The organism is Bacillus sp. FSL K6-2839 (genome assembly GCF_038003365.1).
Taxonomy (GTDB): Bacteria; Bacillota; Bacilli; order Bacillales; family Bacillaceae; genus Bacillus.
The window spans coordinates 747,045-773,135 of sequence record NZ_JBBOOZ010000001.1; the positions used below are offsets into that span (position 1 = coordinate 747,045).

At 40.3% G+C, this 26,091-nt stretch carries 26 protein-coding genes, 1 pseudogene and 1 other annotated feature; of the genes and pseudogenes, 20 read left to right on the forward strand and 7 right to left on the reverse strand.

The features are described 5' to 3' along the window. The first annotated feature begins 34 nt into the window (after positions 1-34). The 4 genes from MHH26_RS03470 to MHH26_RS03485 all read left to right on the forward strand — a co-directional run bounded on the left by MHH26_RS03470 (position 35) and on the right by MHH26_RS03485 (position 4,712). Entirely contained in the window at positions 35-1,669 is a 1,635-nt protein-coding gene (locus tag MHH26_RS03470) for a peptide-binding protein (RefSeq protein WP_307499451.1), read from the forward strand. 228 nt (positions 1,670-1,897) lie between these two features. Next, positions 1,898-2,848 (forward strand): ABC transporter permease, encoded by a 951-nt coding sequence (locus MHH26_RS03475; protein WP_307499452.1) that lies wholly within the window; start codon positions 1,898-1,900, stop codon positions 2,846-2,848. A 33-nt stretch (positions 2,849-2,881) separates the two neighbouring features. Next, a complete protein-coding gene (opp4C, locus tag MHH26_RS03480) occupies positions 2,882-3,781 on the forward strand; it encodes an oligopeptide ABC transporter permease (RefSeq protein ID WP_409481863.1) in 900 nt (299 codons plus the stop codon). Positions 3,782-3,959: 178 nt separating this feature from the next. Further along, positions 3,960-4,712, forward strand: coding sequence for a YjbA family protein (locus tag MHH26_RS03485; RefSeq protein ID WP_307499453.1), 753 nt, complete (start codon positions 3,960-3,962; stop codon positions 4,710-4,712). Between the two features lie 35 nt (positions 4,713-4,747). On the opposite strand, the gene trpS is transcribed toward MHH26_RS03485, so the two are convergent. Continuing rightward, entirely contained in the window at positions 4,748-5,743 is a 996-nt protein-coding gene (trpS, locus tag MHH26_RS03490; RefSeq protein ID WP_034663275.1) for a tryptophan--tRNA ligase, read from the reverse strand. A 53-nt stretch (positions 5,744-5,796) separates the two neighbouring features. After that, positions 5,797-6,015, reverse strand: a binding site (T-box leader). Between the two features lie 481 nt (positions 6,016-6,496). On the opposite strand from trpS, the gene MHH26_RS03495 reads away from it, so the two are divergent. From MHH26_RS03495 to spxA, 8 genes are all read left to right on the forward strand, one after another. After that, a complete protein-coding gene (locus MHH26_RS03495; RefSeq protein WP_034666712.1) occupies positions 6,497-8,134 on the forward strand; it encodes a peptide ABC transporter substrate-binding protein in 1,638 nt (545 codons plus the stop codon). A 116-nt stretch (positions 8,135-8,250) separates the two neighbouring features. Further along, positions 8,251-9,195: an ABC transporter permease gene (locus MHH26_RS03500; RefSeq protein ID WP_034663268.1), complete on the forward strand. Its 945-nt coding sequence runs from the start codon at positions 8,251-8,253 to the stop codon at positions 9,193-9,195. A gap of 3 nt (positions 9,196-9,198) precedes the next feature. Continuing rightward, positions 9,199-10,116: an ABC transporter permease gene (locus tag MHH26_RS03505; protein WP_034663265.1), complete on the forward strand. Its 918-nt coding sequence runs from the start codon at positions 9,199-9,201 to the stop codon at positions 10,114-10,116. A 12-nt stretch (positions 10,117-10,128) separates the two neighbouring features. Beyond that, entirely contained in the window at positions 10,129-11,208 is a 1,080-nt protein-coding gene (locus tag MHH26_RS03510; protein WP_034663262.1) for an ABC transporter ATP-binding protein, read from the forward strand. 1 nt (position 11,209) lies between these two features. Then, the gene (locus MHH26_RS03515; protein ID WP_340972361.1) at positions 11,210-12,130 is read left to right on the forward strand and encodes an ABC transporter ATP-binding protein; all 921 of its coding nucleotides are present in this window, start codon (positions 11,210-11,212) and stop codon (positions 12,128-12,130) included. Positions 12,131-12,241: 111 nt separating this feature from the next. Further along, complete coding sequence (locus tag MHH26_RS03520; RefSeq protein ID WP_307499454.1) at positions 12,242-12,529, forward strand: hypothetical protein; 288 nt, start codon at positions 12,242-12,244, stop codon at positions 12,527-12,529. A 136-nt stretch (positions 12,530-12,665) separates the two neighbouring features. Then, complete coding sequence (locus MHH26_RS03525) at positions 12,666-13,244, forward strand: GNAT family N-acetyltransferase (RefSeq protein ID WP_340972364.1); 579 nt, start codon at positions 12,666-12,668, stop codon at positions 13,242-13,244. 193 nt (positions 13,245-13,437) lie between these two features. Beyond that, complete coding sequence (gene spxA, locus MHH26_RS03530; protein ID WP_003211421.1) at positions 13,438-13,833, forward strand: transcriptional regulator SpxA; 396 nt, start codon at positions 13,438-13,440, stop codon at positions 13,831-13,833. Between the two features lie 39 nt (positions 13,834-13,872). Here the strand turns inward: spxA and MHH26_RS03535 are convergent, their stop codons facing one another. Then, complete coding sequence (locus MHH26_RS03535; protein ID WP_034663251.1) at positions 13,873-14,538, reverse strand: TerC family protein; 666 nt, start codon at positions 14,536-14,538, stop codon at positions 13,873-13,875. A gap of 175 nt (positions 14,539-14,713) precedes the next feature. On the opposite strand from MHH26_RS03535, the pseudogene MHH26_RS19225 reads away from it, so the two are divergent. The 5 genes and pseudogenes from MHH26_RS19225 to pepF form a co-directional block, all read left to right on the forward strand. Continuing rightward, positions 14,714-14,834, forward strand: a pseudogene (locus tag MHH26_RS19225) (hypothetical protein); the annotation flags it as partial. Then, positions 14,801-15,466, forward strand: coding sequence for an adaptor protein MecA (mecA, locus tag MHH26_RS03540; RefSeq protein WP_012009573.1), 666 nt, complete (start codon positions 14,801-14,803; stop codon positions 15,464-15,466). The pseudogene MHH26_RS19225 and the gene mecA, both read left to right, overlap by 34 nt. Before the next feature lie 85 nt (positions 15,467-15,551). Next, positions 15,552-17,072: a cardiolipin synthase gene (gene cls / locus MHH26_RS03545; RefSeq protein ID WP_106037857.1), complete on the forward strand. Its 1,521-nt coding sequence runs from the start codon at positions 15,552-15,554 to the stop codon at positions 17,070-17,072. 161 nt (positions 17,073-17,233) lie between these two features. Then, positions 17,234-18,394, forward strand: a complete 1,161-nt coding sequence (locus tag MHH26_RS03550; protein ID WP_340972367.1) for a competence protein CoiA — start codon at positions 17,234-17,236, stop codon at positions 18,392-18,394. A 214-nt stretch (positions 18,395-18,608) separates the two neighbouring features. Beyond that, the gene (gene pepF / locus MHH26_RS03555; protein ID WP_282067363.1) at positions 18,609-20,435 is read left to right on the forward strand and encodes an oligoendopeptidase F; all 1,827 of its coding nucleotides are present in this window, start codon (positions 18,609-18,611) and stop codon (positions 20,433-20,435) included. A gap of 103 nt (positions 20,436-20,538) precedes the next feature. On the opposite strand, the gene MHH26_RS03560 is transcribed toward pepF, so the two are convergent. The 5 genes from MHH26_RS03560 to MHH26_RS03580 all read right to left on the reverse strand — a co-directional run bounded on the left by MHH26_RS03560 (position 20,539) and on the right by MHH26_RS03580 (position 23,959). Next, positions 20,539-20,712, reverse strand: coding sequence for a hypothetical protein (locus MHH26_RS03560; RefSeq protein WP_034663238.1), 174 nt, complete (start codon positions 20,710-20,712; stop codon positions 20,539-20,541). A 296-nt stretch (positions 20,713-21,008) separates the two neighbouring features. Next, complete coding sequence (locus MHH26_RS03565) at positions 21,009-21,920, reverse strand: ClpXP adapter SpxH family protein (RefSeq protein WP_034663234.1); 912 nt, start codon at positions 21,918-21,920, stop codon at positions 21,009-21,011. After that, positions 21,917-22,315 (reverse strand): globin domain-containing protein, encoded by a 399-nt coding sequence (locus MHH26_RS03570; protein WP_008355333.1) that lies wholly within the window; start codon positions 22,313-22,315, stop codon positions 21,917-21,919. The genes MHH26_RS03565 and MHH26_RS03570 overlap by 4 nt, the downstream gene beginning before the upstream one ends. Before the next feature lie 276 nt (positions 22,316-22,591). Next, the gene (locus MHH26_RS03575; RefSeq protein WP_034663232.1) at positions 22,592-23,359 is read right to left on the reverse strand and encodes a lytic transglycosylase domain-containing protein; all 768 of its coding nucleotides are present in this window, start codon (positions 23,357-23,359) and stop codon (positions 22,592-22,594) included. Between the two features lie 21 nt (positions 23,360-23,380). After that, positions 23,381-23,959 (reverse strand): CYTH domain-containing protein, encoded by a 579-nt coding sequence (locus tag MHH26_RS03580; protein WP_334748660.1) that lies wholly within the window; start codon positions 23,957-23,959, stop codon positions 23,381-23,383. Positions 23,960-24,195: 236 nt separating this feature from the next. Here MHH26_RS03580 and MHH26_RS03585 point away from each other — a divergent pair, with 236 nt between their 5' ends. The 3 genes from MHH26_RS03585 to MHH26_RS03595 all read left to right on the forward strand — a co-directional run bounded on the left by MHH26_RS03585 (position 24,196) and on the right by MHH26_RS03595 (position 26,089). After that, positions 24,196-24,561, forward strand: a complete 366-nt coding sequence (locus tag MHH26_RS03585) for a UPF0738 family protein (protein ID WP_307499458.1) — start codon at positions 24,196-24,198, stop codon at positions 24,559-24,561. Between the two features lie 33 nt (positions 24,562-24,594). After that, positions 24,595-25,224 (forward strand): GTP pyrophosphokinase, encoded by a 630-nt coding sequence (locus MHH26_RS03590; RefSeq protein ID WP_034663227.1) that lies wholly within the window; start codon positions 24,595-24,597, stop codon positions 25,222-25,224. A 64-nt stretch (positions 25,225-25,288) separates the two neighbouring features. Continuing rightward, on the forward strand, positions 25,289-26,089 hold the full coding sequence (locus MHH26_RS03595) for an NAD kinase (RefSeq protein WP_060596013.1): 801 nt from the start codon (positions 25,289-25,291) through the stop codon (positions 26,087-26,089). Positions 26,090-26,091: the final 2 nt, after the last annotated feature.

The following is a 26,091-nucleotide window of genomic DNA, read 5'->3' on the forward strand; positions in this document are numbered from 1 at the left end:
CGTCATTTCTAAAAAAGGATAGGGGGAATTGTATATGAAAGGTAGAAATAGAAAACCCATTTTGGTCAGTTTGCTGCTGATCTTTACACTCATGCTTGCGGCTTGCTCTAGTGGAAATAAAACATCTGGAGATAGTGAAAAGAAATCAACTGGAAAACCTGTACAAGGCGGAGACCTTGTCATCGGTTCAATTGCAGAGCCTACGTTATTTAACTCGCTGTATTCAACAGACGTGGCAAGCTCTGATATTGAGGAAAGAATCTACAGCTTCTTACTTCAAACTGACGGAAAGCTGAACCCTCAGCTATCGCTGGCAGAGGATATTAAAGAATCTGATGACGGCAAGCAGTTTGATGTGACCATTAAAAAAGGCGTAAAGTTTCATGATGGTGAAGAACTGACGGCTGATGATGTTGTGTTTACATACAGCATTCCGATCAATAAGGACTACAATGGAGAGCGCGGTTCAGGCTTTGAAGTATTAGATTCCGTTAAAAAGACAGGGGATTACTCAATCGAATTCAAGCTCAATAAAAAAGATCCCTATTTCTATAATGTCACACTAGGAAGCTATGGCATTTTGCCTAAGCATATTTTAGGTGATGTGCCTGTAAAGGATCTCGGTGAAAATGAATTTAACCGAAAAAAACCAATCGGTTCAGGTCCATTTAAATTTGCAGAGTGGAAAGAAGGAGACTACGTCAAACTAGAAGCCTTTGACGATTATTGGGATGGACGTCCATACCTTGATACCGTCACGATTAAAACGATTCCTGATGAAAATGCAGCTATCGCTCAGCTCTCAGCAGGCGATATTGATTTTTTTGCTGTACCGGGAGCAGAGCTGCAAACGGCTGAAAAAGTCAGCAACATTAAAATTGAATCTGATCTAGGACTGAATTATTCATACATTGGCTGGAACCAGAAAAATGATCTCTTTAAAAGTAAAAAGGTCCGCCAAGCGCTGACACATGCCATTGATCGCCAAACGATTGTCGATCAAGTGTTAGATGGAGACGGCAAAGTTGCCAACATTCCAGAAAGTCCGCTGTCATGGAACTATCCGAAGAATGATCGTGTTCCAGTATTTGAGTTTGATCAAGAAAAAGCGAAAAAGATGCTGAAAGAAGAGGGCTGGGAGGATACAGATGGAGATGGCTATCTTGATAAGAACGGCAAAAAATTCTCCTTTGTCATAAAGACCAACCAAGGAAACAAAGTCCGTGAAGACATCGCTGTCGTTGTCCAGCAGCAACTCAAAGAAATTGGTGTTGAAGCGAAGCCGCAAATTGTGGAATTCAGTGCACTCATTGAGCAGACGACACCGCCTAAATGGGATTACGATGCGCTGCTGCTCGGCTGGAGCCTTGCCACATTCCCTGATCAATTCAGCATCTTCCACTCAAGCCAGTCAGAAAAAGGCTTGAATAACATCTGGTATAAAAATGAAGAGGTCGATAAGCTGTTAGTGGATGCTAAGAACTTAAGCGATCGAAAAGAATATTCAAAGGCATATGAAAAAATTTATGAACTGATCGCAGAAGATCAGCCATATACGTTCCTTTATTATGCCAACTCACATCGCGCGATGCCATCTAATCTCCAAGGCTACTCTTACCACCCGAAAGATGAGTATTACAAAATCGAGAAATGGTGGATTGAACAGTAGGCTGCTATTGAAGAAGGGGAGGGTTCTCCCCTTTCAGTGTGAAGACAAACCTTTCTATTCGGTGTCAGTCCGGCGCGCTGGTGCTCACGGTGATTTCATTCACCAAGCACCAGCTAGATTTAAAGGGTTCTCATATCACGCTGCAATGAAGACAGAGGGCTAAAATAAAGACCATTTTAGCCCTTTTTCATCACAGTATGGCGATCCGATGAAAAAGGAGTTGTGCATATGGTTACATATATCATTAGAAGGACACTGCTTTCCATTCCCATCTTATTTGGGATTACCATTTTGTCCTTCGCCATTATGAAAGCAGCACCAGGCGATCCGATGTCACTCATGATGGACCCGACCATTAGTGCCGCAGACCGGGAAGCCTTTATTGATAAGTACGGCTTGAACGATCCTGAATATGTGCAATATATGAAATGGCTTGGCAATATGCTTCAAGGTGACTTTGGCACCTCCATTGTTAAAAAGGGAACGCCCGTGGCTGATTTGATTTTTGCCCGGCTGCCAAATACCCTCATCCTCATGATCTTTTCTACATTAGTCGCACTGATCATCGCCATCCCATTTGGTGTTCTTTCAGCAAAACGTCCATATACAAAGCTTGACTATGGCATTACGATTACATCTTTTATCGGACTGGCTATTCCGAACTTTTGGTTTGGACTCATTCTGATTATGGTTTTATCTGTGAATCTAGGATGGTTCCCGACAGGCGGTGTTTCTACCTTAAATGCCGATTTTAATGTGTTTGACCGGCTCCATCACATCATTTTACCAGCCTTTGTTTTAGCAACTGCTGATATGGCAGGGCTCACCCGGTACACAAGGTCGAGTATGCTTGATGTCATGAGGCAGGATTATATTCGCACCGCAAGAGCGAAAGGCTTTCGAGAAAACAAAGTCATTTTCAAGCACGGGTTAAGAAACGGTCTTATGCCTGTCATTACGATTTTCGGATTGATGGTTCCATCCTTTATTGGCGGCGCAGTCGTGGTGGAACAAATTTTCACTTGGCCAGGGCTTGGAAAGCTGTTCATCGATTCTGCCTTTTCGAGAGATTATCCGGTCATTATGGCGATGACTGTTATTTCCGCAGTGCTCGTGGTGGTTGGAAATTTAATAGCGGATATTCTATATGCGATCGTTGATCCGCGTATTGAATATTAGAAGGGAGCTGAAGCACAATTGGCACAGCTTAATATGGGAACACCTCCTGTTGATCTCAAATTAAAAGAGGGTCTTCCGCCAAAGCCAGAGACGATGCTGCGTTTATTTTGTGAGAAATTTTTCAAAAATAGACTGGCGGTTGCCGGCTCCGTGATCTTATTGGTCATTATCTTTTCAGCCATTTTCGCTCCAGTGATTGCCCCTTATGCACCAGAGCAGCAAGATTTATTGAAGCGGCTCCAGCCGCCAAGTGCTGAGCATTTGATGGGAACTGACAAGTTTGGCCGAGATATTTTCTCAAGGGTGCTTTATGGAGCGAGGGTCTCTCTGTTAGTTGGCTTCGTCTCAGTGGTCGGGGCGATCACCATTGGCACCGTCGTTGGAGCGGTAGCAGGGTATTTCAAAGGGTTGGTTGATTCTATCTTAATGAGATTTGTTGATGTGGTATTGTCGATTCCTGACATTTTTCTATTGATCACGCTTGTCACCATTTTCAAACCGGGCATTGATAAATTGATATTAATCTTTGCTTTGACCGGCTGGACCACAACCGCGAGACTGATCCGCAGTGAATTTTTATCACTACGAACAAGAGAATTCGTACTTGCGGCAAGAACCATTGGAACGAAAAACCATGTCATCATCTTTTCGCATATTTTACCGAACTGTATCGGTCCTATTATCGTGTCAGCTACACTTAAAGTAGGTTCCGTCATTTTAGCCGAATCAACGCTGAGCTATCTAGGGTTTGGCATACAGCCGCCAACAGCAAGCTGGGGCAACATGCTGCAAGATGCACAAAACTTCTCGATTATGGTGCAAGCGTGGTGGTATCCGCTCTTCCCAGGTTTACTGATATTGCTGACCGTTTTATGCTTTAATTTCTTAGGAGATGGGCTGAGAGATGCGCTTGATCCTAAAAAGCTAAAGTAATGCCTCATTTTTTATGACAAGATGAAAGGGACTCTGCGACACGCACTTTGTTTTCTTTATAAAAATAAAAAAATGCACGCCATCATTCACTCCGCTTGAAGTTTAATAAAGTTGGAATAATTTCTCTATCCCTTGCCCATACTGTGGACAACAGTTTTTATAAAGTGAGGGATTGGTTATGTTATTTCTTCATGACGTATGGGTGAATTGGTTTGAAGGGGAAGAAAATGGCTACAATGTGTGTCATTTTCATGAGTGGCGTAAGGAGGACAGTGTGGAGCTGTTAGATCAAGTGCCTTTACTCAAGGTGCAGAGTCCTTTGTTTGATTACATAGAGAATGATCTTTCAGAGCTGCCAAAGACGCTGCTAGAATCTGTATTTGAGAAATCATATATTCGAAAAAATCATGAACGGCGTAAATTAGAGTATTGCTTTGTGGTCACGGACGGCATTCGAATCATTGCCGTGGATACGATTGGGTACTCCATTCCTGTGAGGAAAAGCCGTTTAATCCCAAGGCAGGAGCAATTGGTGTATGAAATGGTGAAAGATGTGAAGGCTGAGGAATATGAATTCTCTCAGGGCAGCCTTGAGTCGGCGAAGGAGTATCATATTTTGTCATTGCCGCCGCAGCACATCAGTGGATTAACGAGAAAAGAAAGACAGCTGAAGCAGCTCATGTTTATGGCGCTCGATCAATTAAAAGGTCTTCAAAACAGGGCGGAGATTGCGTATTGGTATACGGAATGGAACCCGCGCATGTACAACCAAATCAAACGAATGTCATTCGAAGAGATTTGGAACATGCTTTACAATGAAACCATTGATGGATGGTCAGAGAATCATTTAGCTTTCTGTGAAAAAATGATTAAAGGACAGCCGTTTTTTGAAAAGCTTTGGGAAATGGAAAACGAATCAAAGGTGAATTAGAAAAAGCTTGCAGCGTGATGTGCTGCAAGCTTTTTTTATTTGCGTTTTCTGCCAAGACCCATCGCATTCTCCATTTTTTTCAGCATTTTGTTTGCTGCGCGGTTTGCTTTTTCAGCACCTTCGTCAAGAATGCGGTCAAGCTCGTCTGACTCAATGAGTTCATAGTACCGATCTTGTATTGGTTTTAAAGCATCAACGACTACGTTCGCAAGATCTCCTTTAAACTCACCATACCCTTTGCCTTCGTACTTTTGTTCCAGCTCTGAAATCGATACGTTACCTAATACAGAATAAATCGTCAGCAAGTTGGCAATACCAGGCTTGTTCTCTTTGTCATACTTGACGATGCCTTCAGAATCCGTCACAGCACTTTTAATTTTCTTTTCAAGCTGCTTTGGTTCATCTAATAAGGTAATGAAGGATTTTTGGTTCGGATCGGATTTGCTCATCTTTTTCGTTGGATCTGTTAAAGACATAATCCGAGCGCCTTCTTTTGGAATTTTCACTTCAGGTACAGTGAAGATGTCATTGTATTTTCGATTAAAACGTTCAGCAAGCGTTCTAGTCAATTCAAGATGCTGCTTTTGGTCTTCTCCGACAGGGACTAAATCAGTACCGTATAATAAGATATCGCCAGCCATTAATGGGGGATACGTTAATAGGCCTGAAACAACCGCTTCCTTACCAGCGGATTTGTCCTTAAATTGGGTCATTCTTTCTAATTCCCCAATATAAGCAACACATTGCAGCATCCATCCTGCCTGGGCGTGAGCAGGTACCTCTGATTGGATAAACAATGTTGCCTTCTCTGGATCAAGTCCAACTGCTAAATAAAGAGCTGCTAAGCTTCTAATATTTTGGCGAAGAGCTAGCCGGTCCTGACTCACCGTAATCGCATGTTGATCGACTACACAAAAATAGCCATGATAATCATGCTGCAAATCGACAAATTGCTTCATTGCTCCAATATAGTTCCCTAAAGTCACAGAACCGCTCGGCTGAATGCCTGAAAAAATTGTCTTCTTTGTCATACTAAAACCTCTTTTCTTCAATATAAAAAGGCCCACCCGTCACTTTTCAACAGAAAAGGGACGAATGAACCGTGGTACCACCCTTGTTATTTCACATAGAAATCACTCAAGACGTTGATATCGGAGACTGCTCCGTCTAAGCCTACTAACTTTCAAAAGTGTTCGGTTAGCTGCTCCAAAGCCCATTCCATACATGCCATTATCTGCTCGCACCAGCCGCAGACTCTCTGTAAATGGTGAATATATGTACTCTTCTTTTTCATCGCAACAGTATGTCTATCTATTATAAAGGATGACCATAAAAAAGTCACGAAGCCCTCATGTGACCTTCTCATCATGCCGTTTGACATCTGAAATTTTAGATAAAAAACCAACTATCTGTCAGAATTTTTTAAAAAAGGATGATTAATTATATGTATAAAACATTATTCCTGCTGAATTTGTTAAATTATTTTAATCAATTTACGCTTTAATTTGTTGAAGTGATTGAGACTTTAGTTTATAAAAATCCCTCTTTATCCCCATTTACGTTTTTTAAAAATATATGAAATTGATATTGCAATAAATTATTCTATTCATTATAATTAATTTGTTCACACGTTTGTGCTAGGCTCTATACATAGTGAAAATTCAGAAAAAACAAAAGAAATAGAAAGTAAGCTATTTAGGGACTTTTTTACGCTATTTCTTAAATCTGAATCTCATCTTCTATCGAGACCTTTGAACTAAAACATATTATAAGGGGGAATACAGTTGAAAAAGCGTTGGTCTGTTGTTACTTTAATGCTTATTTTCACACTTGTATTAAGCGCTTGTGGTTTCAGCGGAAACAAATCAGGCGACAGCACGAGCAGTTCTGGAGAGGCTAAAACAACATTAAATGTGAATATCTCCACTGAGCCTTTTTCTCTACATCCGGGATTGGCAAATGATTCAACTTCAGGAAGTGTCATCCGTCAGACTTTTGAGGGTTTAACAAGAATTAACGCTGAAGGTAAGCCAGAAAATGCAATGGCTTCTGATATCAAAACAAGTGCTGATGGTAAAACATACACATTCACACTTCGTGATGCAAAATGGTCTAATGGTGACCCTGTCACAGCTAAAGATTTCGAATATGCTTGGAAATGGGCATTAGATCCTAAAAATGAATCTCAATATGCTTACCAGCTTTACTATATTAAAGGTGCTGAAGCAGCGAACAAAGGGAAAGCGAAAGTTGCTGATGTTGGCATTAAAGCTAAAGACGACAAAACGCTTGTAGTTGAGCTAGAGAACCCAACACCGTTCTTTACTGAACTAACTGCATTCTATACGTATATGCCAGTCAACAAAAAAGTGGCTGAAAAGAATAAAAACTGGTTCACAAATGCTGGTGAAAACTACGTATCTAACGGACCATTCGTTCTTTCTAAATGGAAACATGGCGGTTCTATCACGCTTGAAAAGAACAATGAATACTGGGATAAAGATACTGTGAAATTGAAAAAGATTAACATGTCTATGATCAAAGATACAAACACTGAGCTTAGCATGTTCAAAAAAGGCGAGCTTGACTGGGCTGGTTCACCAACTGGAAGCCTTCCAACTGAGTCTTTAAAAACATTGAAAAAAGAAGGCGGTCTTAAAATCCAAACGATCGCAGGTATCTATAACTACAAATTCAACACAGAAGTTAAACCTTTAAACAATGCAAACATCCGTAAGGCCCTTGCATACTCAATCAACCGTCAAGCGATCGTTGACAAAATTACGCAAGGTGAGCAAGTGCCAGCTATGGCAATCGTTCCTCCAACAATGGAAGGATTCACTGATAACAAAACTGGCTACTTCAAAGATCACGATGTAGCAACTGCTAAAGAATTTCTTGAAAAAGGTGTGAAAGAATTAGGTTATAAGTCAGTTTCTGATCTTCCAGCATTGAAACTTTCTTACAACACAGATGAAGGCCACCAAAAGATTGCTCAAGCAATTCAAGAAATGTGGAAAAAGGATTTAGGCGTGAAAGTTGAACTTGATAACTCTGAGTGGAACGTATACATCGACAAAATCCACAGCGGAGATTACCAAATCGGACGTATGGGCTGGTTAGGTGACTTCAACGATCCAGTGAACTTCCTTGAGCTTTACAAAGATAAAGACGGTGGAAACAACGACACTGGATGGGAAAGCAAAGAGTACAAACAATTGTTGAATGATTCTGCTAAAGAAACAGATAAAACGAAACGTGAAGAAATGCTGAAAAAAGCAGAAGAAATCATCATCAACGATATGCCTATAGCACCAATTTACTTCTACACTCAGCTTTGGGTACAAGATCCAAAACTAAAAGGTGTGGTTGTATCTGGACTAGGTGATGTTCAATACAAATGGGCACATTTCGAAAAGTAAGAATTATAGTGTAAGAGATCTACGGCAAGGATCTTAAGGTATATGGAGGATGTCTCTCCATATACCTTTCTTGCTGATTAGAGAAAATGTTGTAAAATCATGGAGGTGCAATTCCGTTGCTTAAATATATCGGTAAGCGATTAATATATATTTTAATCACACTGTTTGTTATTGTAACTGCAACTTTCTTTCTCATGCAGGCAGCACCGGGTGGTCCATTCTCTGGTGAGAAGAAACTTCCTGCTGAAATTGAAGCAAACCTAAACGAGCACTACGGGTTGGACAAGCCCTTATTTGTTCAATATGTAAACTACTTAGGTTCAGTTGCAAAATTAGATTTTGGTCCCTCATTTAAATATAAAGGACAAACTGTAAATGACTTAATCAGTTCTGGATTCCCCGTTTCCTTTACCCTCGGAATTGAGGCAATTCTCCTCGCATTAGCATTTGGTGTATTGTTTGGGGTCCTTGCAGCGCTCTATCATAACAAGTGGCAGGACTATACGATTGCCATTTTAACGATCTTTGGAATTTCAGTTCCAAGTTTCATTTTAGCTGCGCTACTACAATATGTATTTGCATCTGAGGCAAGCGTTATAGCGATTTTCCCAGTTGCAGGATGGGAGTCTTGGGCCAGCACCGTACTACCTTCTATTGCACTTTCCTTCATGCCTATGGCATTTATCGCTAGACTTGCACGGTCAAGTATGCTTGAAGTTCTAAACAGTGATTACATTAGAACGGCTAGAGCGAAAGGATTAACGAAATCAGCTGTGACGATTAAACACGCAATTCGAAACGCATTGTTACCTGTCATTACATATATGGGACCAATGGCTGCTTCAGTGTTAACAGGTAGTTTTGTCGTGGAGAAGATTTTCGGTATTCCTGGATTAGGCTCTCACTTTGTCACAAGTATTACAAACCGTGATTACACCGTCATCATGGGTGTCACAGTCTTCTACAGTATTATTCTATTAATCAGTATTCTAGTCGTTGACGTCCTCTACGGTATTATCGATCCTAGAATTAAACTGACGAAGGCGAAGAAAGGGGTCTAACACATGGAAGAGATGAGAAAAGATTTATTTGTTCCTGCGACAGCTGACGCAGCAGAATCTGAAAAAATTTCTAAACCTAGTCTATCTTTATGGAAGGATGCTATGCTTCGCTTCCGTGCAAATAAACTTGCAATGGTTGGCCTTTCAATCATTTTTATTATTGTGATGCTGGCCATCTTTGTTCCGATTTTTTCTAAATATGATTACTCGACGACCGATTTACTGAATGCAGACCAGCCACCTTCAAAAGAGCACTGGTTCGGTACAGATGATTTAGGACGTGACATGTTTGTCCGTACATGGGTCGGGGCAAGAATTTCGATCTTCATCGGTCTTGCTGCAGCGGTCCTTGACGTGATCATCGGTATTATCTGGGGAAGTATTGCTGCGTTCAAAGGCGGCCGTACAGATGAAGTCATGATGCGTATCGCAGACGTTTTATGGGCAATTCCAACACTATTAATGGTTATCTTAATGATGGTTGTTCTGCCAAAAGGATTATTAACAATTATCCTCGCCATGACAGTCGTAGGCTGGATAAACATGGCACGTATCGTTCGGGGACAGGTTCTACAATTAAAGAGTCAAGAGTACGTTCTTGCTGCACAAACATTAGGTGCGAAAACATCTAGACTTTTATTTAAACACTTAATTCCAAACTCAATGGGACCAATTCTTGTCACAATGACACTCACCATTCCTTCAGCTATTTTCACGGAGGCATTCTTAAGCTATCTTGGACTTGGTGTACCGGCTCCATTAGCGAGCTGGGGAACAATGGCGTCTGACGGAATTCCGGCCATGACGTACTATCCTTGGAGATTATGGTTCCCAGCCGCATTTATCTGTATAACAATGTTTGGTTTTAACGTGGTTGGAGACGGACTAAGAGACGCTTTAGATCCGAAGTTGCGTAAATAAGGAGTGATTAGGATGGAACGTGAACGTATTCTAGAGGTGAAAGACCTTGCAATCTCATTTAAAACATATGGTGGAGAGGTTCAAGCCATTCGTGGTGTGAACTTCCACTTAAATAAAGGCGAGACACTTGCTATTGTAGGTGAATCTGGCTCTGGTAAAAGTGTGACATCACAGGCCATCATGAGATTAATACCGATGCCGCCGGGTTATTTCAAGCGCGGACAGATCCTGTTTGATGGGCAAGATATCGTCAAGAAAACAGAAAAACAAATGCAAACCATTCGAGGAAAAGACATCTCAATGATCTTCCAGGATCCGATGACTTCTTTGAATCCAACGATGAAAGTCGGGAAGCAAATTACAGAAGTACTGTTCAAGCACGAACAAATTTCAAAAGAAGCGGCTGAAAAAAGAGCTATTGAATTACTGGAACTTGTTGGAATTGCAATGCCTGAAAAAAGAATAAAGCAATACCCACACGAATTTAGTGGCGGGATGAGACAAAGGGTTGTCATCGCGATGGCGCTCGCAGCAGATCCAAAGCTATTGATTGCCGATGAGCCGACGACAGCACTAGATGTAACGATTCAGGCGCAAATTTTAGAATTAATGAAAGAAATTCAGCAAAAGGTGGAAACATCTATTATCTTTATTACGCATGATCTAGGTGTTGTCGCCAACGTCGCTGATCGTGTAGCCGTTATGTATGCAGGACAGATTGTGGAGACAGGGACTGTTGATGAAATTTTCTACAATCCAAAACATCCATATACGTGGGGACTTTTAGCATCAATGCCGAGCCTTGACACAGATGGCGGAGATGAAGGAAAGCTGACTGCAATCCCAGGAACACCACCAGATCTGACAAACCCGCCGAAAGGAGATGCATTTGCACTCCGAAGCGATTATGCAATGAAAATTGACTTTGAACAAGAACCGCCAATGTTCAAAGTATCAGATACGCATTATGTGAAATCATGGCTACTTCATCCAAATGCACCTAAAGTTGAACCGCCTGCTTCTGTAAAGGCGAGAATGCGTGAACTAGAAGGTAGCTACGAAAAACCTGTATTAGTAAAAGAGGGTGAATAGCATGGCAGAAAAACTGTTAGAAATCAAAAATTTGAAGCAGCATTTCCATACAGCAAGAGGGACTGTGAAAGCAGTTGACGGAGTTTCATTTGATATTTATAAAGGTGAAACACTTGGCCTTGTAGGGGAGTCTGGTTGTGGTAAATCCACTACGGGCCGCTCCATCATTAGACTTTATGATGCGACAGATGGTGAGGTTCTTTATAAAGGGGAAAGTGTACACGGGAAGAAATCAAGACAAAAAATGCTTGAGTTCAACCGTCAAATGCAGATGATCTTCCAAGATCCATATGCCTCACTCAACCCAAGAATGACAGTGCTTGATATCATTGCAGAAGGCATCGACATTCATGGCCTTGCGAAAACAAAGCAAGCACGTAAAGAGCGTGTATACCAATTGCTTGAAACCGTTGGATTGAACAAAGGGCATGCAAACAGATACCCGCATGAATTCTCTGGTGGTCAAAGGCAGCGTATCGGGATTGCCCGTGCATTAGCAGTTGAACCAGATTTTATCATAGCCGATGAACCAATCTCTGCATTAGATGTGTCGATCCAAGCGCAGGTCGTCAACTTAATGAAAGAACTTCAAGAAGAAAAAGGCTTAACGTACTTATTCATTGCTCATGACCTGTCCATGGTAAAATACATCAGCGATCGTATTGGCGTGATGTATTTCGGAAAATTGGTTGAGCTGGCACCAGCGAATGAATTATACGAAAATCCGCTTCATCCATATACAAAATCATTACTATCTGCGATTCCGCTTCCAGATCCTGATTATGAGCGTAACCGCAAACGAATCAAGTATGATCCATCTGTTCACAAAGGAACAAACACAGAGTTCCGTGAAGTGAAGCCAGGTCACTTTGTGAGCTGCACAGAGGAAGAATTCAAAGAGCTTCAAGCTAAACAATCATAAGAAGAAAGAAGAAAGAAGCGCTGCTATGTCAGTGCTTCTTTTTTTATTTTACAAAAAATAAGATGATGGTAATTTCTAGATAACAACAAGCGGTTTCTAGGAGGAAATCAGATGTCGATATGGAAGACGTTTCGCTACTCATTGTTTCATTGTCTGATCGTATTCATGCTTTTTTCAACGTCTTTTTTGAGAAAACCAAATGGAGGACAGTGGATGCTCGTGTTTATGGTGCTCATTGGCATTGTGTCTTTTTCGGTGGAATATATGCTTAACCGAAAGACAAGCAATCAGAAGCAAGAAGCACCGCGCATGAAGTATCTTTATTTCATCATGTTTCAAATAGCGCTGACACTCATCCTGTTTGTCTGTTTTCAACTACACATGGACCGTTCGATATAAAACTTTTTTCTGTTGTTTGAAAAAAAGTGAAACTAGTGAAGACTTTGCTGCGTCTTACTAGTACAGGCGTTTAAATAGCAGGAAATCGGGAATATCTAAGGAAGTGGTTCTTAACGATATCATAAGGAGCGGATCCATGAATTGGTATGAAAAGCTCAGTGAATACTTCCCGATAGAAGAAATGAAGTCAAAAGAGCATATGGAAGCTTTATTAAAGGAAAGAAGTGATATTTATCATAAGGAGGAAGGACCTCATCACGTGATGATGTACGCCGAATTTGATTCTTTCATCTTTATCGATTATTTATTTGTTTCCAGAGATGCAAGAGGTGAAGGCCTCGGATCAAAGCTCATTCATAAGCTGAAGGAAAAAAAGAAACCGATCTTGCTTGAGGTCGAGCCTGTAGATGAAGATGATGCAGATACTGCAAAACGCCTAAAGTTTTACCAAAGAGAGCACTTCAAGCATGCAGAATCAATCGGTTATAAACGCAGGTCACTTGCAACAAATGAAGTGAACCGCATGGAAATCCTTTATTGGTCGCCTCTTACAGATAATGAGGAAGAAATGATGGAGGCTATGAAGAAGACCTATGAACGAATCCATACGTATAAAGATGAAGAATGGTATGGGCAGTCGTATGAGGATGTTGATGATGTATTGAAGGTCATTGAAAATAGAAAACAAAAAAATATTTTCGATCATCTCGACTAAATGAGAATGTTCAGACATCAAGCAGCACCACAAAATGAATGAAATTGTCTAGTTTTTGTCACAAAAGTTGCAAGAAAATCTGTTCACACTTACTTTTTTATAGTATAATCACTATAAAGATTACTTATTTAGAACAATTTTAATTTAAGAATACAGATCAATATTCATTCTACAAATTGAGGAGTGAAGATTTATGGTAACATTATACACATCACCAAGCTGTACATCATGTAGAAAAGCAAGAGCGTGGTTAGAAGAGCACAATATTCCGTATCAAGAGAGAAACATCTTTTCTGAGCCTCTTTCAATCGATGAAATTAAAGAAATTCTTCGAATGACTGAAGACGGTACAGATGAAATTATCTCAACACGTTCAAAAGTATTCCAAAAGCTAAATGTGAATGTTGAGACAATGCCTCTTCAACAATTGTATAAACTGATCAATGAGCATCCAGGTCTTTTAAGACGTCCAATCATCTTGGATGAAAAAAGACTACAAGTTGGCTACAATGAAGATGAAATTAGACGTTTCCTTCCAAGAACGGTTCGTACATTCCAACTAAGAGAAGCTCAGCGACTTGCTAACTAATTGAAAAACGAAAAGCTGCCGATCATTTGGCAGCTTTTTTTATTTGTTTTCAGCCGTTTGTTCGTAAAATAGGCTGGCTAAAATGACCATTACGACCGTTAAAAACGGGAGCATGAATTCAAGAGTCGCATGCTGAGCCATAAATTCATTCAATTTCACATCACGAACAATCATTTCACCGCCAGTAAAAGCCAAAAGAGCACTTCCTCCGTATAAAAGAAACGGGAATTTGGTTAAAGCGGCATGAATTAGCTTACTTCCCCAAATAATAATCGGTACTGAAATCATAAGGCCAAAAGCGGTCAGCAGCATGTTGCCTTTTGCCGCACCTGCAACTGCAATCACATTATCAAGTGACATAAAGAGATCTGCAATCACAATGGTCTGAACCGCACGCCAAAGGGAGCCGCTGCTTTTAATGCGAATCGATTCTTTCTTTTGTTCAATTAACAAATTGTATCCTATATAAAGGAGAAAAAGCCCGCCGATAAATTGCAAATAAGGGATGGTCAATAAATAAACTGCGGCACCCGTCATCATAATTCTCATCAGCACTGCCAAAAGTGTGCCGATCCATATGGCTTTATTGCGTTTGTCATTTGACAAGCTGCGGCTAGCCATCGCAATGATCAACGCGTTATCCCCGCCTAAAATCAGATCTATGCCAATAATCATTAGTAAGGATACGATCCACTCTGTTTCCATCCATTTCACCTCATGTCTAATAGAGCTCGTACAACCAATATATGAAGACAATTCAAATATATGTTTCTGCAAGTTTTCTCTGCAAAAAATGCGTTTTTATTTCTTTTATTCATGTTTTATCATAAAATAGATAGTACGAAGTAATACCTCAATTCTTTAAACGGTTAACATGTAGACGGAACGGGTAAAGTGTAGTAAAGTACTATTAATTGGGAGCTTGTATGTCCCTTCAACATCTTATATAGAAGGGAAGGTTGGCAAAATGGAAATTGAAAGAATTAATGAACATACAGTGAAATTTTATATTTCTTACGGTGATATTGAAGATCGCGGATTTGACCGTGAAGAGATTTGGTATAATCGTGAACGCAGTGAAGAGCTGTTTTGGGAAGTAATGGACGAAGTGCACGAAGAAGAAGAATTTGCAGTAGAGGGACCGCTTTGGATTCAAGTGCAGGCACTTGACAAAGGTCTTGAAATTGTCGTGACGAAAGCCCAACTTTCTAAAGATGGACAAAAGCTCGAATTGCCGATTCCAGAAGATAAAAAAGATCAAACAGATGAAGAAAGTCTAGACGCACTGCTCGATGATTTTCAAAAAGAAGAGCAGGATCAAGAAGACCATAATGAGAAAGACAAAAAACTTCAACTTCAATTTGTGTTGAAAATGGATGACTTTGAAGATTTGATTGCACTTTCTCAATTAAATATGCAGGATTTTACCACAAGTTTATATTCGTTTGAAAACCGTTATTATCTATATGTTGACTTCCACGAGGATTTGTCAGATGAGCAAGTGGAGAATAAGCTCAGCATTTTGCTTGAATATGCTCATGAATCAGTGGTCAGCATTTACAGACTGAAAGAATACGGTCAGCTGATTATCGAAGGAAACGCCCTTGAAACGATTCAACAGCACTTCTCGTAACCAACAAAAGTCGATTTCTATAGAGGAATCGGCTTTTTTATCTGAATGAATAGGTAAATAAAGAGATCGGCAAGGAGAAAATGAAATGAGAAATTTAGTCAAAGTTCTATTTTTTCTTATCATTACGATAGGTGCTTATTTAGTCATTCAAATAATTGCCGGTGATTTAGCGGTAAGTGTATTAAGCTCTGTCAGTGTTCTATTCACTTTATCGATTATCTTCATCGGGTTTGTCATATTCTTGGAGAACCGGAATCCATCTCAAACGATTACGTGGCTTGTCCTGCTTGGCAGCTTTCCGTTATTCGGCTTTTTGTTCTACATTTTCTTTGGACGCAATATCAAAAAGCGCCGGCTGTTTGAAAAGAAAGCCATCCTGGACGAACAGTTAATCCAGGAAGATGAACATATTCATAGAGAAGCGATTGAGAAAATGACGCATATGGGTGATCATCAGCAGCTCTTATTTAAGCTGGCCCACAGACTTGGACATACCCCTATTACGTATCGCACGTCCTCTAAAGTCCTGACCAATGGAGAAGAAACATTTTCTCATATTTTTGAAGAAATCAAAAAAGCGACACATCACATTCATCTAGAATATTATATTCTCCGCCACGATGACCTTGGGCAAGAATTAAAGGATATTCTAATTGATAAAGCGAAAAATGGCGTGATTGTCCGCTTTTTATATGACGATGTAGGAAGCTTAAAGCTCTCTCGCCAATATATTGCTGACCTCGAAAAGGCTGGCGTTCAGATCGTTCCGTTTTTACCAGTCAGGCTCCCCCTGTTAAATAATAAAATCAATTTCCGAAATCACCGAAAAATTGTCGTGATTGATGGAGAAGCCGGATTTGTCGGCGGGCTGAACATTGGAGACGAATATATGGGCAGAAGCAGACAATATGGATTTTGGCGTGACACGCATTTGATGATTAAGGGGGAAGCTGTTCGTGACCTGCAGCAGATTTTCATGCAGGATTGGTACTATATGACGAATGAGAGATGCGCAGGTGTGGACTACTTCAAAGATTTCAGCCACCTTGAGAGCACAACAGAAGGCGTACAAATGATTGCTGGCGGTCCTGATAAACAGTGGGAGGTCATTAAAAATCTCTTTTTCTCCATGATTATCTCTGCCAAAAAGTCTATTTGGATCGCTTCACCGTATTTTGTGCCGGATGATGATATTTTGTCTGCATTGAAAATTGCTGCATTAAGCGGAGTAGACGTACGGATTATTGCTCCGAAGAATCCAGATAAACGGATCGTCTTCCATGCGTCCCGTTCATACTTCCCAGAGCTTTTAGAAGCAGGAGCAAAGGTGTATGAGTATGATCAAGGCTTTATGCATAGTAAATTTATCATTGTAGATAGCGAGCTGGCTTCGATAGGAACGGCCAACATGGATATGAGAAGCTTTCATTTGAATTTTGAAGTGAATGCCTTCCTATATAAAACGAAAAGCACAGAGAAGCTCGTGAACGACTTCTTAGGTGATTTAGAGCAGTCGCATGAAATTGTCCCAGAAGAATTTGCAAAGAGACCGTTAAGGGTAAGACTGTTTGAATCCACAGCAAGATTATTATCACCATTACTATAAAGATTGTATTTTCCCCCTTTTTATCAGGGGGTTTTTTTATTTTCCTCAGGAAAACATCAGTAAAATCATGTTTTGACATGATAAAAGTTCATTTTGCCTATTCGCTTCTTAATAGACGAACAAGCTATAATACGGTCATCAAAGAGTAAGGGGCGAGCTGAATGAATACAGCGATCATGGATAATGGAAAGCTTATTCGAATTACACATCATTTATCGAAAAACCGGCTGGAGCATGTAAGAACGACATGCAAATTTTATTGTCCTGATTGCAGGGAGGAGGTGCAATTAAAGCTTGGTGAACAACGTGTGTATCATTTTGCACATAAACAGCTGACAGCATGTCCACTAGCCTCAGGCGAAACGGCTTATCATCAGGCGGGGAAAGAAGCCATCATGAATTGGCTTCAGCAGCTGGGACATAAACCGGTGCTTGAAAAGTATGTGTCAAAAGTTCATCAGCGTCCTGACGTGGCCGTCTCTATTGGAGGAACAAGCTATGCAATTGAATATCAATGTTCAAATATTTCCCGGCAAGAGCTGCGTAAAAGAACGGCAGGACTCCGTGAAGCGGGGCTCATCCCTATATGGGTAATAGGGGCAAATCGTTTAAAGCGAATATCTGCCCAGCTCTTTTCCTTCTCCTCCATTCATTGGGGAATGTTAAGGGAATCACAGAAAGGGAGTCTGATTTTTTACTGTCCGCTCCAGAATAGATTCATCCATCTTGCTCAACTTCTCGTATTTCAACCAACGAAAATATGTGCCGCCATGACTGTCAGACCGCCAACAGCATACCGCGAACTTTCGGCGCTCCTATCTCAGCCCTCAAGCAAGCGTCCAGTCTTCAAGCAATGGCTTAGATGTATACAGCAATTTAGGCAGCGGCCTCCCCGCATTTTATCAAATGAAAGCAAACGGTTGAGAGACATTTTCTATGAGCATCATCAAATGGCTTTCCCTTTTCTGCCAACTGAATTATTTATCCCGCTGAAAGAAACGTATATTTTTACAAGTCCTGTTTATGTCTGGCAGGGGTGTCTGTATGATTGGATGATGAGGAAAAAAGGAAGCAGTCCAGTAACGGTTCAACTGCTGATGAAAGAAATCAAGCGGTGTGTCCAGATGAAAGAAGTAAAGCTCCGATACGGTGATGTTTCAATAGAAGAAATACAAGAGGTCATCACTGCATATGTTAAGGCGCTTGTCAAACAAGGGTTTTTACACATGACGAAAGAGGGTAATTATGAAGTAGCGTCGAATCAAATGCCGATACGAACAGTAGATGAAGCGTTCAAACGAGATGCTTTCTTATTTCATTAGCATGTTTCATGCCCACTTTGATCATGATAAGAAAAAGGTGGTGCTGCGATTGAATAGAAAGAAACGCTTTTTTCTCATTTTTTTAGTCTGTTTGGTATTTATTTCTGCATATGATTTGACAAATATAGTTCAAAACAAAGAAGATAAATACAACACCAATTTCTTTCACTTTCCGAAAGGTTGGTTCAACACAACTTATGCAAGGGGGATTCATATGACTTCACAAAGCAAAAATAACCATTTACCAGACAGAAGCGAAGTAAAAGAAGAAAACAAATGGCGTCTTGAAGATATTTTTGAAAGCGTTGATGCATGGAACAAGGAATTCGAAGCGGTCAAAAAAGAAATTCCTAAGCTAGCCCAATTTAAAGGCAAGCTGGCCCATTCTGCTGATGTACTGTATGAAGCCCTAACCTTTCAGGATCAGCTTTCTGAAAAGCTTGGTAAGCTTTATACATATGCGCACATGAAATACGATGAGGATACAACTAACTCATCATTTCAAGCGCTGAATGATAAAGCATCGAATTTATTTACACAGCTCTCTAGTACTTCTGCTTATATTGTTCCAGAGATTTTATCGATTCAAGAAGATAAATTGCAGCAGTTTATTCTGGAAAAAGAAGAATTAAAACTGTATTCCCATGCTCTCGAAGAAATTAATAAAGAGCGTCCACATATTTTAAGTGAGGAGCAAGAAGCTTTATTAGCTGAGGCCTCTGAACCACTCTCAACTTCATCTACTACTTTTAGTATGTTTAACAATGCTGATATTTCGTTCCCTTCTGTAAAGGATGAAAATGGGGAAGAAAAGAAGATTACCCACGGCAACTTTATCACATTTTTAAACAGTGATGACCGTGAAGTGAGAAAGAATGCCTTTAAAGCTGTGTATAAAACGTATGATCAGTATAAAAACACGCTTGCTTCGACACTGAGCGGTTCGATTAAAAAGGATAATTTTTATGCAAAAGTACGAAATTATAAATCAGCAAGAGAAGCGGCACTATCTCGGAACAGTATTCCAGAAGAAGTATATGACAATCTGATTGATACAGTTCATCAATATTTACCGTTATTACACCGTTATATTGAATTGCGTAAAAAGGTATTAAAGCTTGATGAAGTGCACAATTATGACTTGTATACACCACTTGTAAAAGATGCTGGTATGAAGCTAACCTACGATGAAGCAAAAGATTATATGCTAAAAGGGTTAGCGCCATTAGGAGAAGAATATGTGTCCGTGTTAAAAGAGGGACTGAGCAATCGCTGGGTAGACGTTTATGAGAATAAAGGGAAACGCAGCGGTGCGTATTCATCTGGAAGCTATGGTACAAATCCATATATCCTCATGAACTGGCAAAATAATATTGATAATTTATTTACACTGGCTCATGAATTTGGGCACTCTGTCCACAGCTACTATACAAGAAAGCATCAGCCATATCCGTATGGAAACTATAGTATCTTTGTAGCTGAAGTGGCTTCTACGACAAACGAAGCGTTACTTGGCGAATACCTGCTGAATCATCTAGATGATAAAAAGCAGCGTTTGTATGTGTTAAATCACTTGTTAGAAGGATTCAGAGGAACGGTATTCAGACAGACGATGTTTGCTGAGTTTGAGCATCTTATTCATGTGAAAGCGCAAGAAGGAGAGGCTTTAACGCCGGAATTTATGACGAACCTTTATTACGACCTGAATAAGAAGTATTTTGGAGACGGCATGGTTGTGGATAAAGAAATCGGATTAGAATGGACGAGAATTCCTCACTTCTATTACAACTATTATGTATATCAATATGCAACAGGCTATAGTGCTGCACAGGCATTAAGCAAGCAAATATTAGAAGAAGGAAAACCTGCGGTGGAGCGCTACACAGACTTCCTTAAAGCAGGAAGCTCTGATTATCCAATCAATGTGTTGAAAAAAGCAGGTGTTGATATGGCTTCCAAAGAACCAATCAAAGCAGCATGTCAATTGTTCGAAGAAAAGCTGAAAGAAATGGAAGAGCTCATCTCTAAAACGGGTGAGTGATGAAAAGACTTCTGTCAGACGCGTGAGTGCAAACTCATCTTTTGACAGGAGTTTTTTTCTCATAAAAAAAGACCTCTTTGCATGTAGAGGCCGCTTCTTATCATCAACCTTTAAATCCCTTAAAGGTCTTCCGGTGGTTCATTCGATAAAGTGTAAAAAGAATAGAAGCAAATAAGAGTGGGGATGTTAGATAAAGAGGAAGCATTTTCATTAAGCCTAATATATTTAAAAAGAAACATAAGCCAATGGAAACAAGTCCAATGGTTGTGCTGCGCATGCAGATCCCTCCATTTTTTCGTTACTTTCACTATATGAAAGTGACAACCCTCTTATGTTTTGTGACAAAAATATGAACTTATAGTATATCTGTTGTCATAAGTCGACAAAATTTGATATACTACAGATGTGAAATTAATCACATACAAACATTACCCCTTTGTTTGACCGTGAAAAATTTCTCCCATCCCCTTTGTTGTCGTTAAGACATAGTGAAACCGCGCTTATCCCGGCGCGGTTTCTTCGTGCTTAAAAATAGAACGGATGTTCCTTTTTAGGGTAAAGAAAAAACATGGGTCAGCACCCATGTTCATTCTCACAGCGGTAGAGATCAAGATCTGAATGATGATCATCTACTTTATAGCGCCAAAACATTTCTTGATGTACTTGTACACGTTCTACCTTTTTAGCGAAAGCCAGCTTTTTCATTTCTCGTTCAACTTCTTCAAGTGTCAGGTCATAAACGACAGCAATCTCTTTTGCAGATGCAAATTGAAAGTAAGCAATAAACCATTCAATTGGAGGCCGTTCTGAAGGTGTTGGTTTTTCACCAATCATTTCAAAAAGGATTTCCTCGTATACATCATAAGAGTACGCACCTGAAATTTTTAAACCTTCATCCCCGTTTACTGTATTAAAAAAGGCAAAGGTCGGAAGCTCAGATACGTCCATTTCAGCTGCAATTTTCATATCACATTGTAGTGCTTTAACAGCACTTTGAGAATGAATATCGCGCTGGAATTCCTCGATGTCCAGTCCAGCACTTTTTGCATTTTCTAGCAGCACATGTTCACTTGTCACATCTTGCTGATGGCAAAAAAGTGATTCTTGAATGAGACGCAGAAACTTCATTCCGCATTTTCTGCCTTGAAGCTCAGCCGCTTTTAATGCAAGCGAGGCGAGGTAGGGTGAAGTCACAATTTGTTCGGACAGCATTTGTTCTTTTTTGGTCTGAGTTTTGGTAGCAAATTTCCCCCATGCTTCGGTCAGTAAATGCTTTTTTCGTTTTCGATTCAATGCATTAATACTAGAACTTGTCACCGTTCGTAAAGTGAAAAAACGGCCGTACTTCATTTTCAATTTTTTAATGGATGGCTCTAATAACCAGCAGTCTGGACTTAGAGGGTCAATGAATACATAGATTTCAATCGGCTTTTGAGGATGTCCGTGACAGTGTGAGAAATATTGATCGTGCGTATTGCAGCTCAAGATCGTCCATCCTTTTCGGGTGTTTGATTGACCATATGACGAGCCGTTAGAGAAAGCCGCTCAAATAAAAAGTCACGAATATCGCCGGTTAATCCTACTTGATCCATCGCATCCTCCATGCATTCAAGCCATGCGTCAGCCCGCTCCTCAGTAATCGGGAAAGGGAGATGTCTCGCCCGCAGCATAGGGTGACCATGCTCCTCTGTATAAAGCGGGGGTCCGCCTAAATATTGAGTTAAAAACTGTTTTTGTTTTCTTGCTGTTTCTTTTAAGTCATCCGGGAAAATAGGATGAAGCAAAGGATGACACTTTACATTTTCATAAAAAGTATCAACAAGTTGCGATAGAAGTTCCTCTCCAACCGCTTCGTAAGGTGCGTTAAACGATTGTACCATGTTGACTACTCCTTTTACTCGTAGTTAATAGGATGAAGCGCCCTATTGTGAATTCATTTATTTCAAAAGTGATATTCAGTTTGTTCTATTTTATTGTTTCTATTCTTGTATACTTATTTTAACAACCTCAACTCAATTCCACAAACAAACCGCTTTGGTCTATTGGAAATAAGGGGAGAGGCGGGTTCCGTGATCAATTGACCATATCATAACACATTCAGTCAAAAAAGGGTGAAAAGCGACATACAAAAAACCGAAGAGGTTATTCTCTTCGGTTTAAGCGAAATATTGTGCTGTGATTTTCTTTACATAATTTTGTGTTTCTTTAAATGGTGGAATGCCACCGTATTTATCAACATTTCCTGAGCCTGCATTATAAGCAGCTAAGGCAAGTGAGACATTTCCATTATATTTCTGAAGCATTTGTTTTATATACTTTGTGCCGCCTTCGATGTTTTGGGCCGCATCAAAGGCATTATTCACACCAAGTGACTTAGCAGTAGATGGCATAAGCTGCATGAGGCCAAGTGCTCCTGCATGGCTGACCGCATTCGTACGATAGCCGGATTCTTGCTTGATGACCGCATGAATCAGCTTCTCTGGAACGCCATGCTTTTGAGCCATTTGTGACACGATTTGATTAATTTCTTTTGATGATGAGCCGTTTGAAACAGCCTTTTGAAGCGGCGGCGTGTAGCTGTTGTTTAAGACATTCCCAATGCCGTTCGCTGTATTCAATTGAGCGTCATTCGCATATGAAGATGGAGATTGAAGCTGCTCACTGCCAGCGATAGCAGACAAGTATGGGTTTGTACGCGCGTATTGCGTGTTCGGAGCCGTTGATGGGTCCGTTCCCATAAACGCAGAAATAGAAAGCGGCAGGCGTGATAATTCTGATCCGCCTAAAAAATCTTGCAGCAGCGACTGAAATGAAGCTTGTGCATTCGATTCTTGGCCGGCCGGTATTTGTGTTTGTCCAGGGTCTGATTGTAACGTTTTAAGCGCTTGAAGCTGCATAAAGGATTGAAGTTGATTGACGTTCATCATGTTCCTCCTTCAAGGAATTCATCTATTCTGTGTTTTCATTTTCTCTTCATAAAAACGTACGACTTTGTTTTTCGTGTTTCGTACAGGGATTTGGAATTTTTGGAGCAATGCGGAGAATGCGGCTTGTCCGATTTCCAGGTCGCTCACTTCAAATTCAAGTTCATAGTCCTCTACTGTTAAATATCGGCTGTAATCCAAAACAATTAAGCCTTCTTTGATCATTTTTTCAGCCCTTGATGTTTCAAGTGAACCAAAATACACAATTTGATCCTTTTGAATGTTCAGATGGTCTAACCTGTCAGCTACTTCACCTTCTGGCAGCTGAAAATCGTCAAGGCTTGAAGGAGGAGCGATCGTTTGGTGGGTTTCGAGCAAGCCTATTTCGTGTGGTTCCTTTAACGTGAGAACCCACTGACCGTCTTTTTCTCTCATTCTTAGTGCAGCGAATTGAGATTTTATATCAAATTGAGGTGTATCAAAGTAATAGTTGGTTTGTGTGTGAAAATCCGAATCCTTCAATTGAAAATGTTGTATCAGTTGTTCAAATTCTTCTTTCATTAACAATTGCTTTAGCTCTATTTCAATTTCCTGTGCCATTTTGACATCAACCTTTCATTTAGAGGAAATATGATTATTGTACATGAAGTGTGTTCATCATGTAAAAGGCTGTTTTTATCTCTTATTTCTCTTTCCACATGTGCCAAAATAAATGGAGAATCATGTGAAAGGATCATTTATAAGAAGAAAATAGGATTTTCTCAAAAAGTTCGGTTTATCAATATTGAACTTGATATGATAAAATAAAGCTGTACTTTGTTGTAAAGGAGATCATGATGCAAAACCGAATTGAAATCACAGAAGCAACTTTAAAAGAAGACAGGCTAATTTTGACGACCACGTCAGAAGAGCAAATCCAAAAAGCAAAAGCGTCAGGACAAATGCTTGTTGATTCTGATCACTTTGCGTTCGTTTACATACTTGAAAACGAGGAGTCCTTTTCGTATCTTATCTTAGGGGAACATACATGGGCTCCATTAAAAGAAGCAATGAATCTTGACATCCCTGTCTATTTGGCAGCGGGAGAACTTTCGTTAGAACTCATTCAGCTTCATCAAGAATTACATTATTTAATCGACAATATTAAAGACAATGCCAATTACGGAGATATGGAAGAGAAAGTGAAGAGCACATTCCTCTGAAATAATTAGGTATATGGAATTGGGGGAAGTTTCATGGACAAAAAACAATGGGATCAATTCCTCGCACCGTATAAACAAGCAGTCGAAGAATTAAAAGTGAAACTAAAAGGCATTCGAAAGCTGTATGAATTCGAGGATGACCATTCACCAGTAGAATTTGTCACAGGCCGAGTGAAACCTGTTGCCAGCATATTAGAAAAGGCAAAGCGTAAAAACATCCCGATGCATGAAATTGAAACGATGCAGGATATTGCTGGGCTGCGCATTATGTGCCAGTTTGTAGAAGACATACAAGTCGTGAAAAAAATGCTCCAGTCACGAAAAGACTTTGTGGTTGTTGATAAACGCGACTATATTGCAGAACATAAAGAAAGCGGATACCGTTCGTACCACCTTGTTGTGTTATATCCGCTGCAAACGATCAGCGGAGAGAAGCAGCTCCTCGTCGAAATCCAAATTCGTACACTTGCGATGAACTTTTGGGCGACCATTGAGCATTCTCTGAATTATAAATATAGCGGGAATATCCCGGAGAAAGTCAAGCTGCGCCTTCAAAGAGCTTCTGAGGCAGCATCTCTTCTTGATGATGAGATGTCTGAAATTAGAGGGGAAATTCAAGAAGCACAAGTGGCATTTTCCCGGAAAAAGAAAAATGACAGCTGACCTGAGCTTGATCAAATATGATGCTGCCCTCTCATAGCAGCAAGGTGGAAAAGGAGAAGAATTCATGAAATTTGCAGTTTCTTCGAAAGGGAATTCTGTATCTGACACACTCAAAAATAAAATTCAGACCTACTTATTGGATTTTGGGATGGAACTCAATGAAGAGGAACCGGATCTTGTCATTACGGTTGGTGGAGACGGCACCCTTCTTTATGCGTTTCACCGTTATAGCGACCGTCTGAATGAAACAGCTTTTGTCGGTGTTCATACAGGTCATCTTGGTTTTTATGCTGACTGGGTGCCAAGTGAAATTGAAAAACTCGTCTTAGCTATTGCGAAAACGCCTTATCACATTGTGGAATATCCGATCTTAGAAGTCATTGTCAGATACAACGACGGCGGCAGAGAAGAGAAATATTTAGCGATGAATGAATGTACCATTAAAAGTATGGAAGGGACGCTTGTGGCAGATGTTGAAATTAGGGGTCAGCTGTTTGAAACATTCAGAGGTGACGGTCTTTGTCTGTCTACACCGTCTGGCAGTACAGCCTATAATAAAGCACTTGGAGGCGCCATTATTCATCCTTCCATTAGAGCCATTCAGCTGGCAGAAATGGCTTCAATCAACAACAGAGTGTTTCGAACGGTCGGTTCACCGCTTATTTTGCCAGACCACCATACTTGTGTCATTAAACCGATGAATGATGTCGATTTTCAGGTAACCATTGATCATCTGACGTTGCTTCATAAGGACGTTAAATCCATTCAATGCCGGGTAGCCGACGAGAATGTCCGTTTTGCCCGATTTAGACCTTTTCCGTTTTGGAAAAGGGTGCAAGATTCCTTTATCGGAAAAGGAGAATAAGA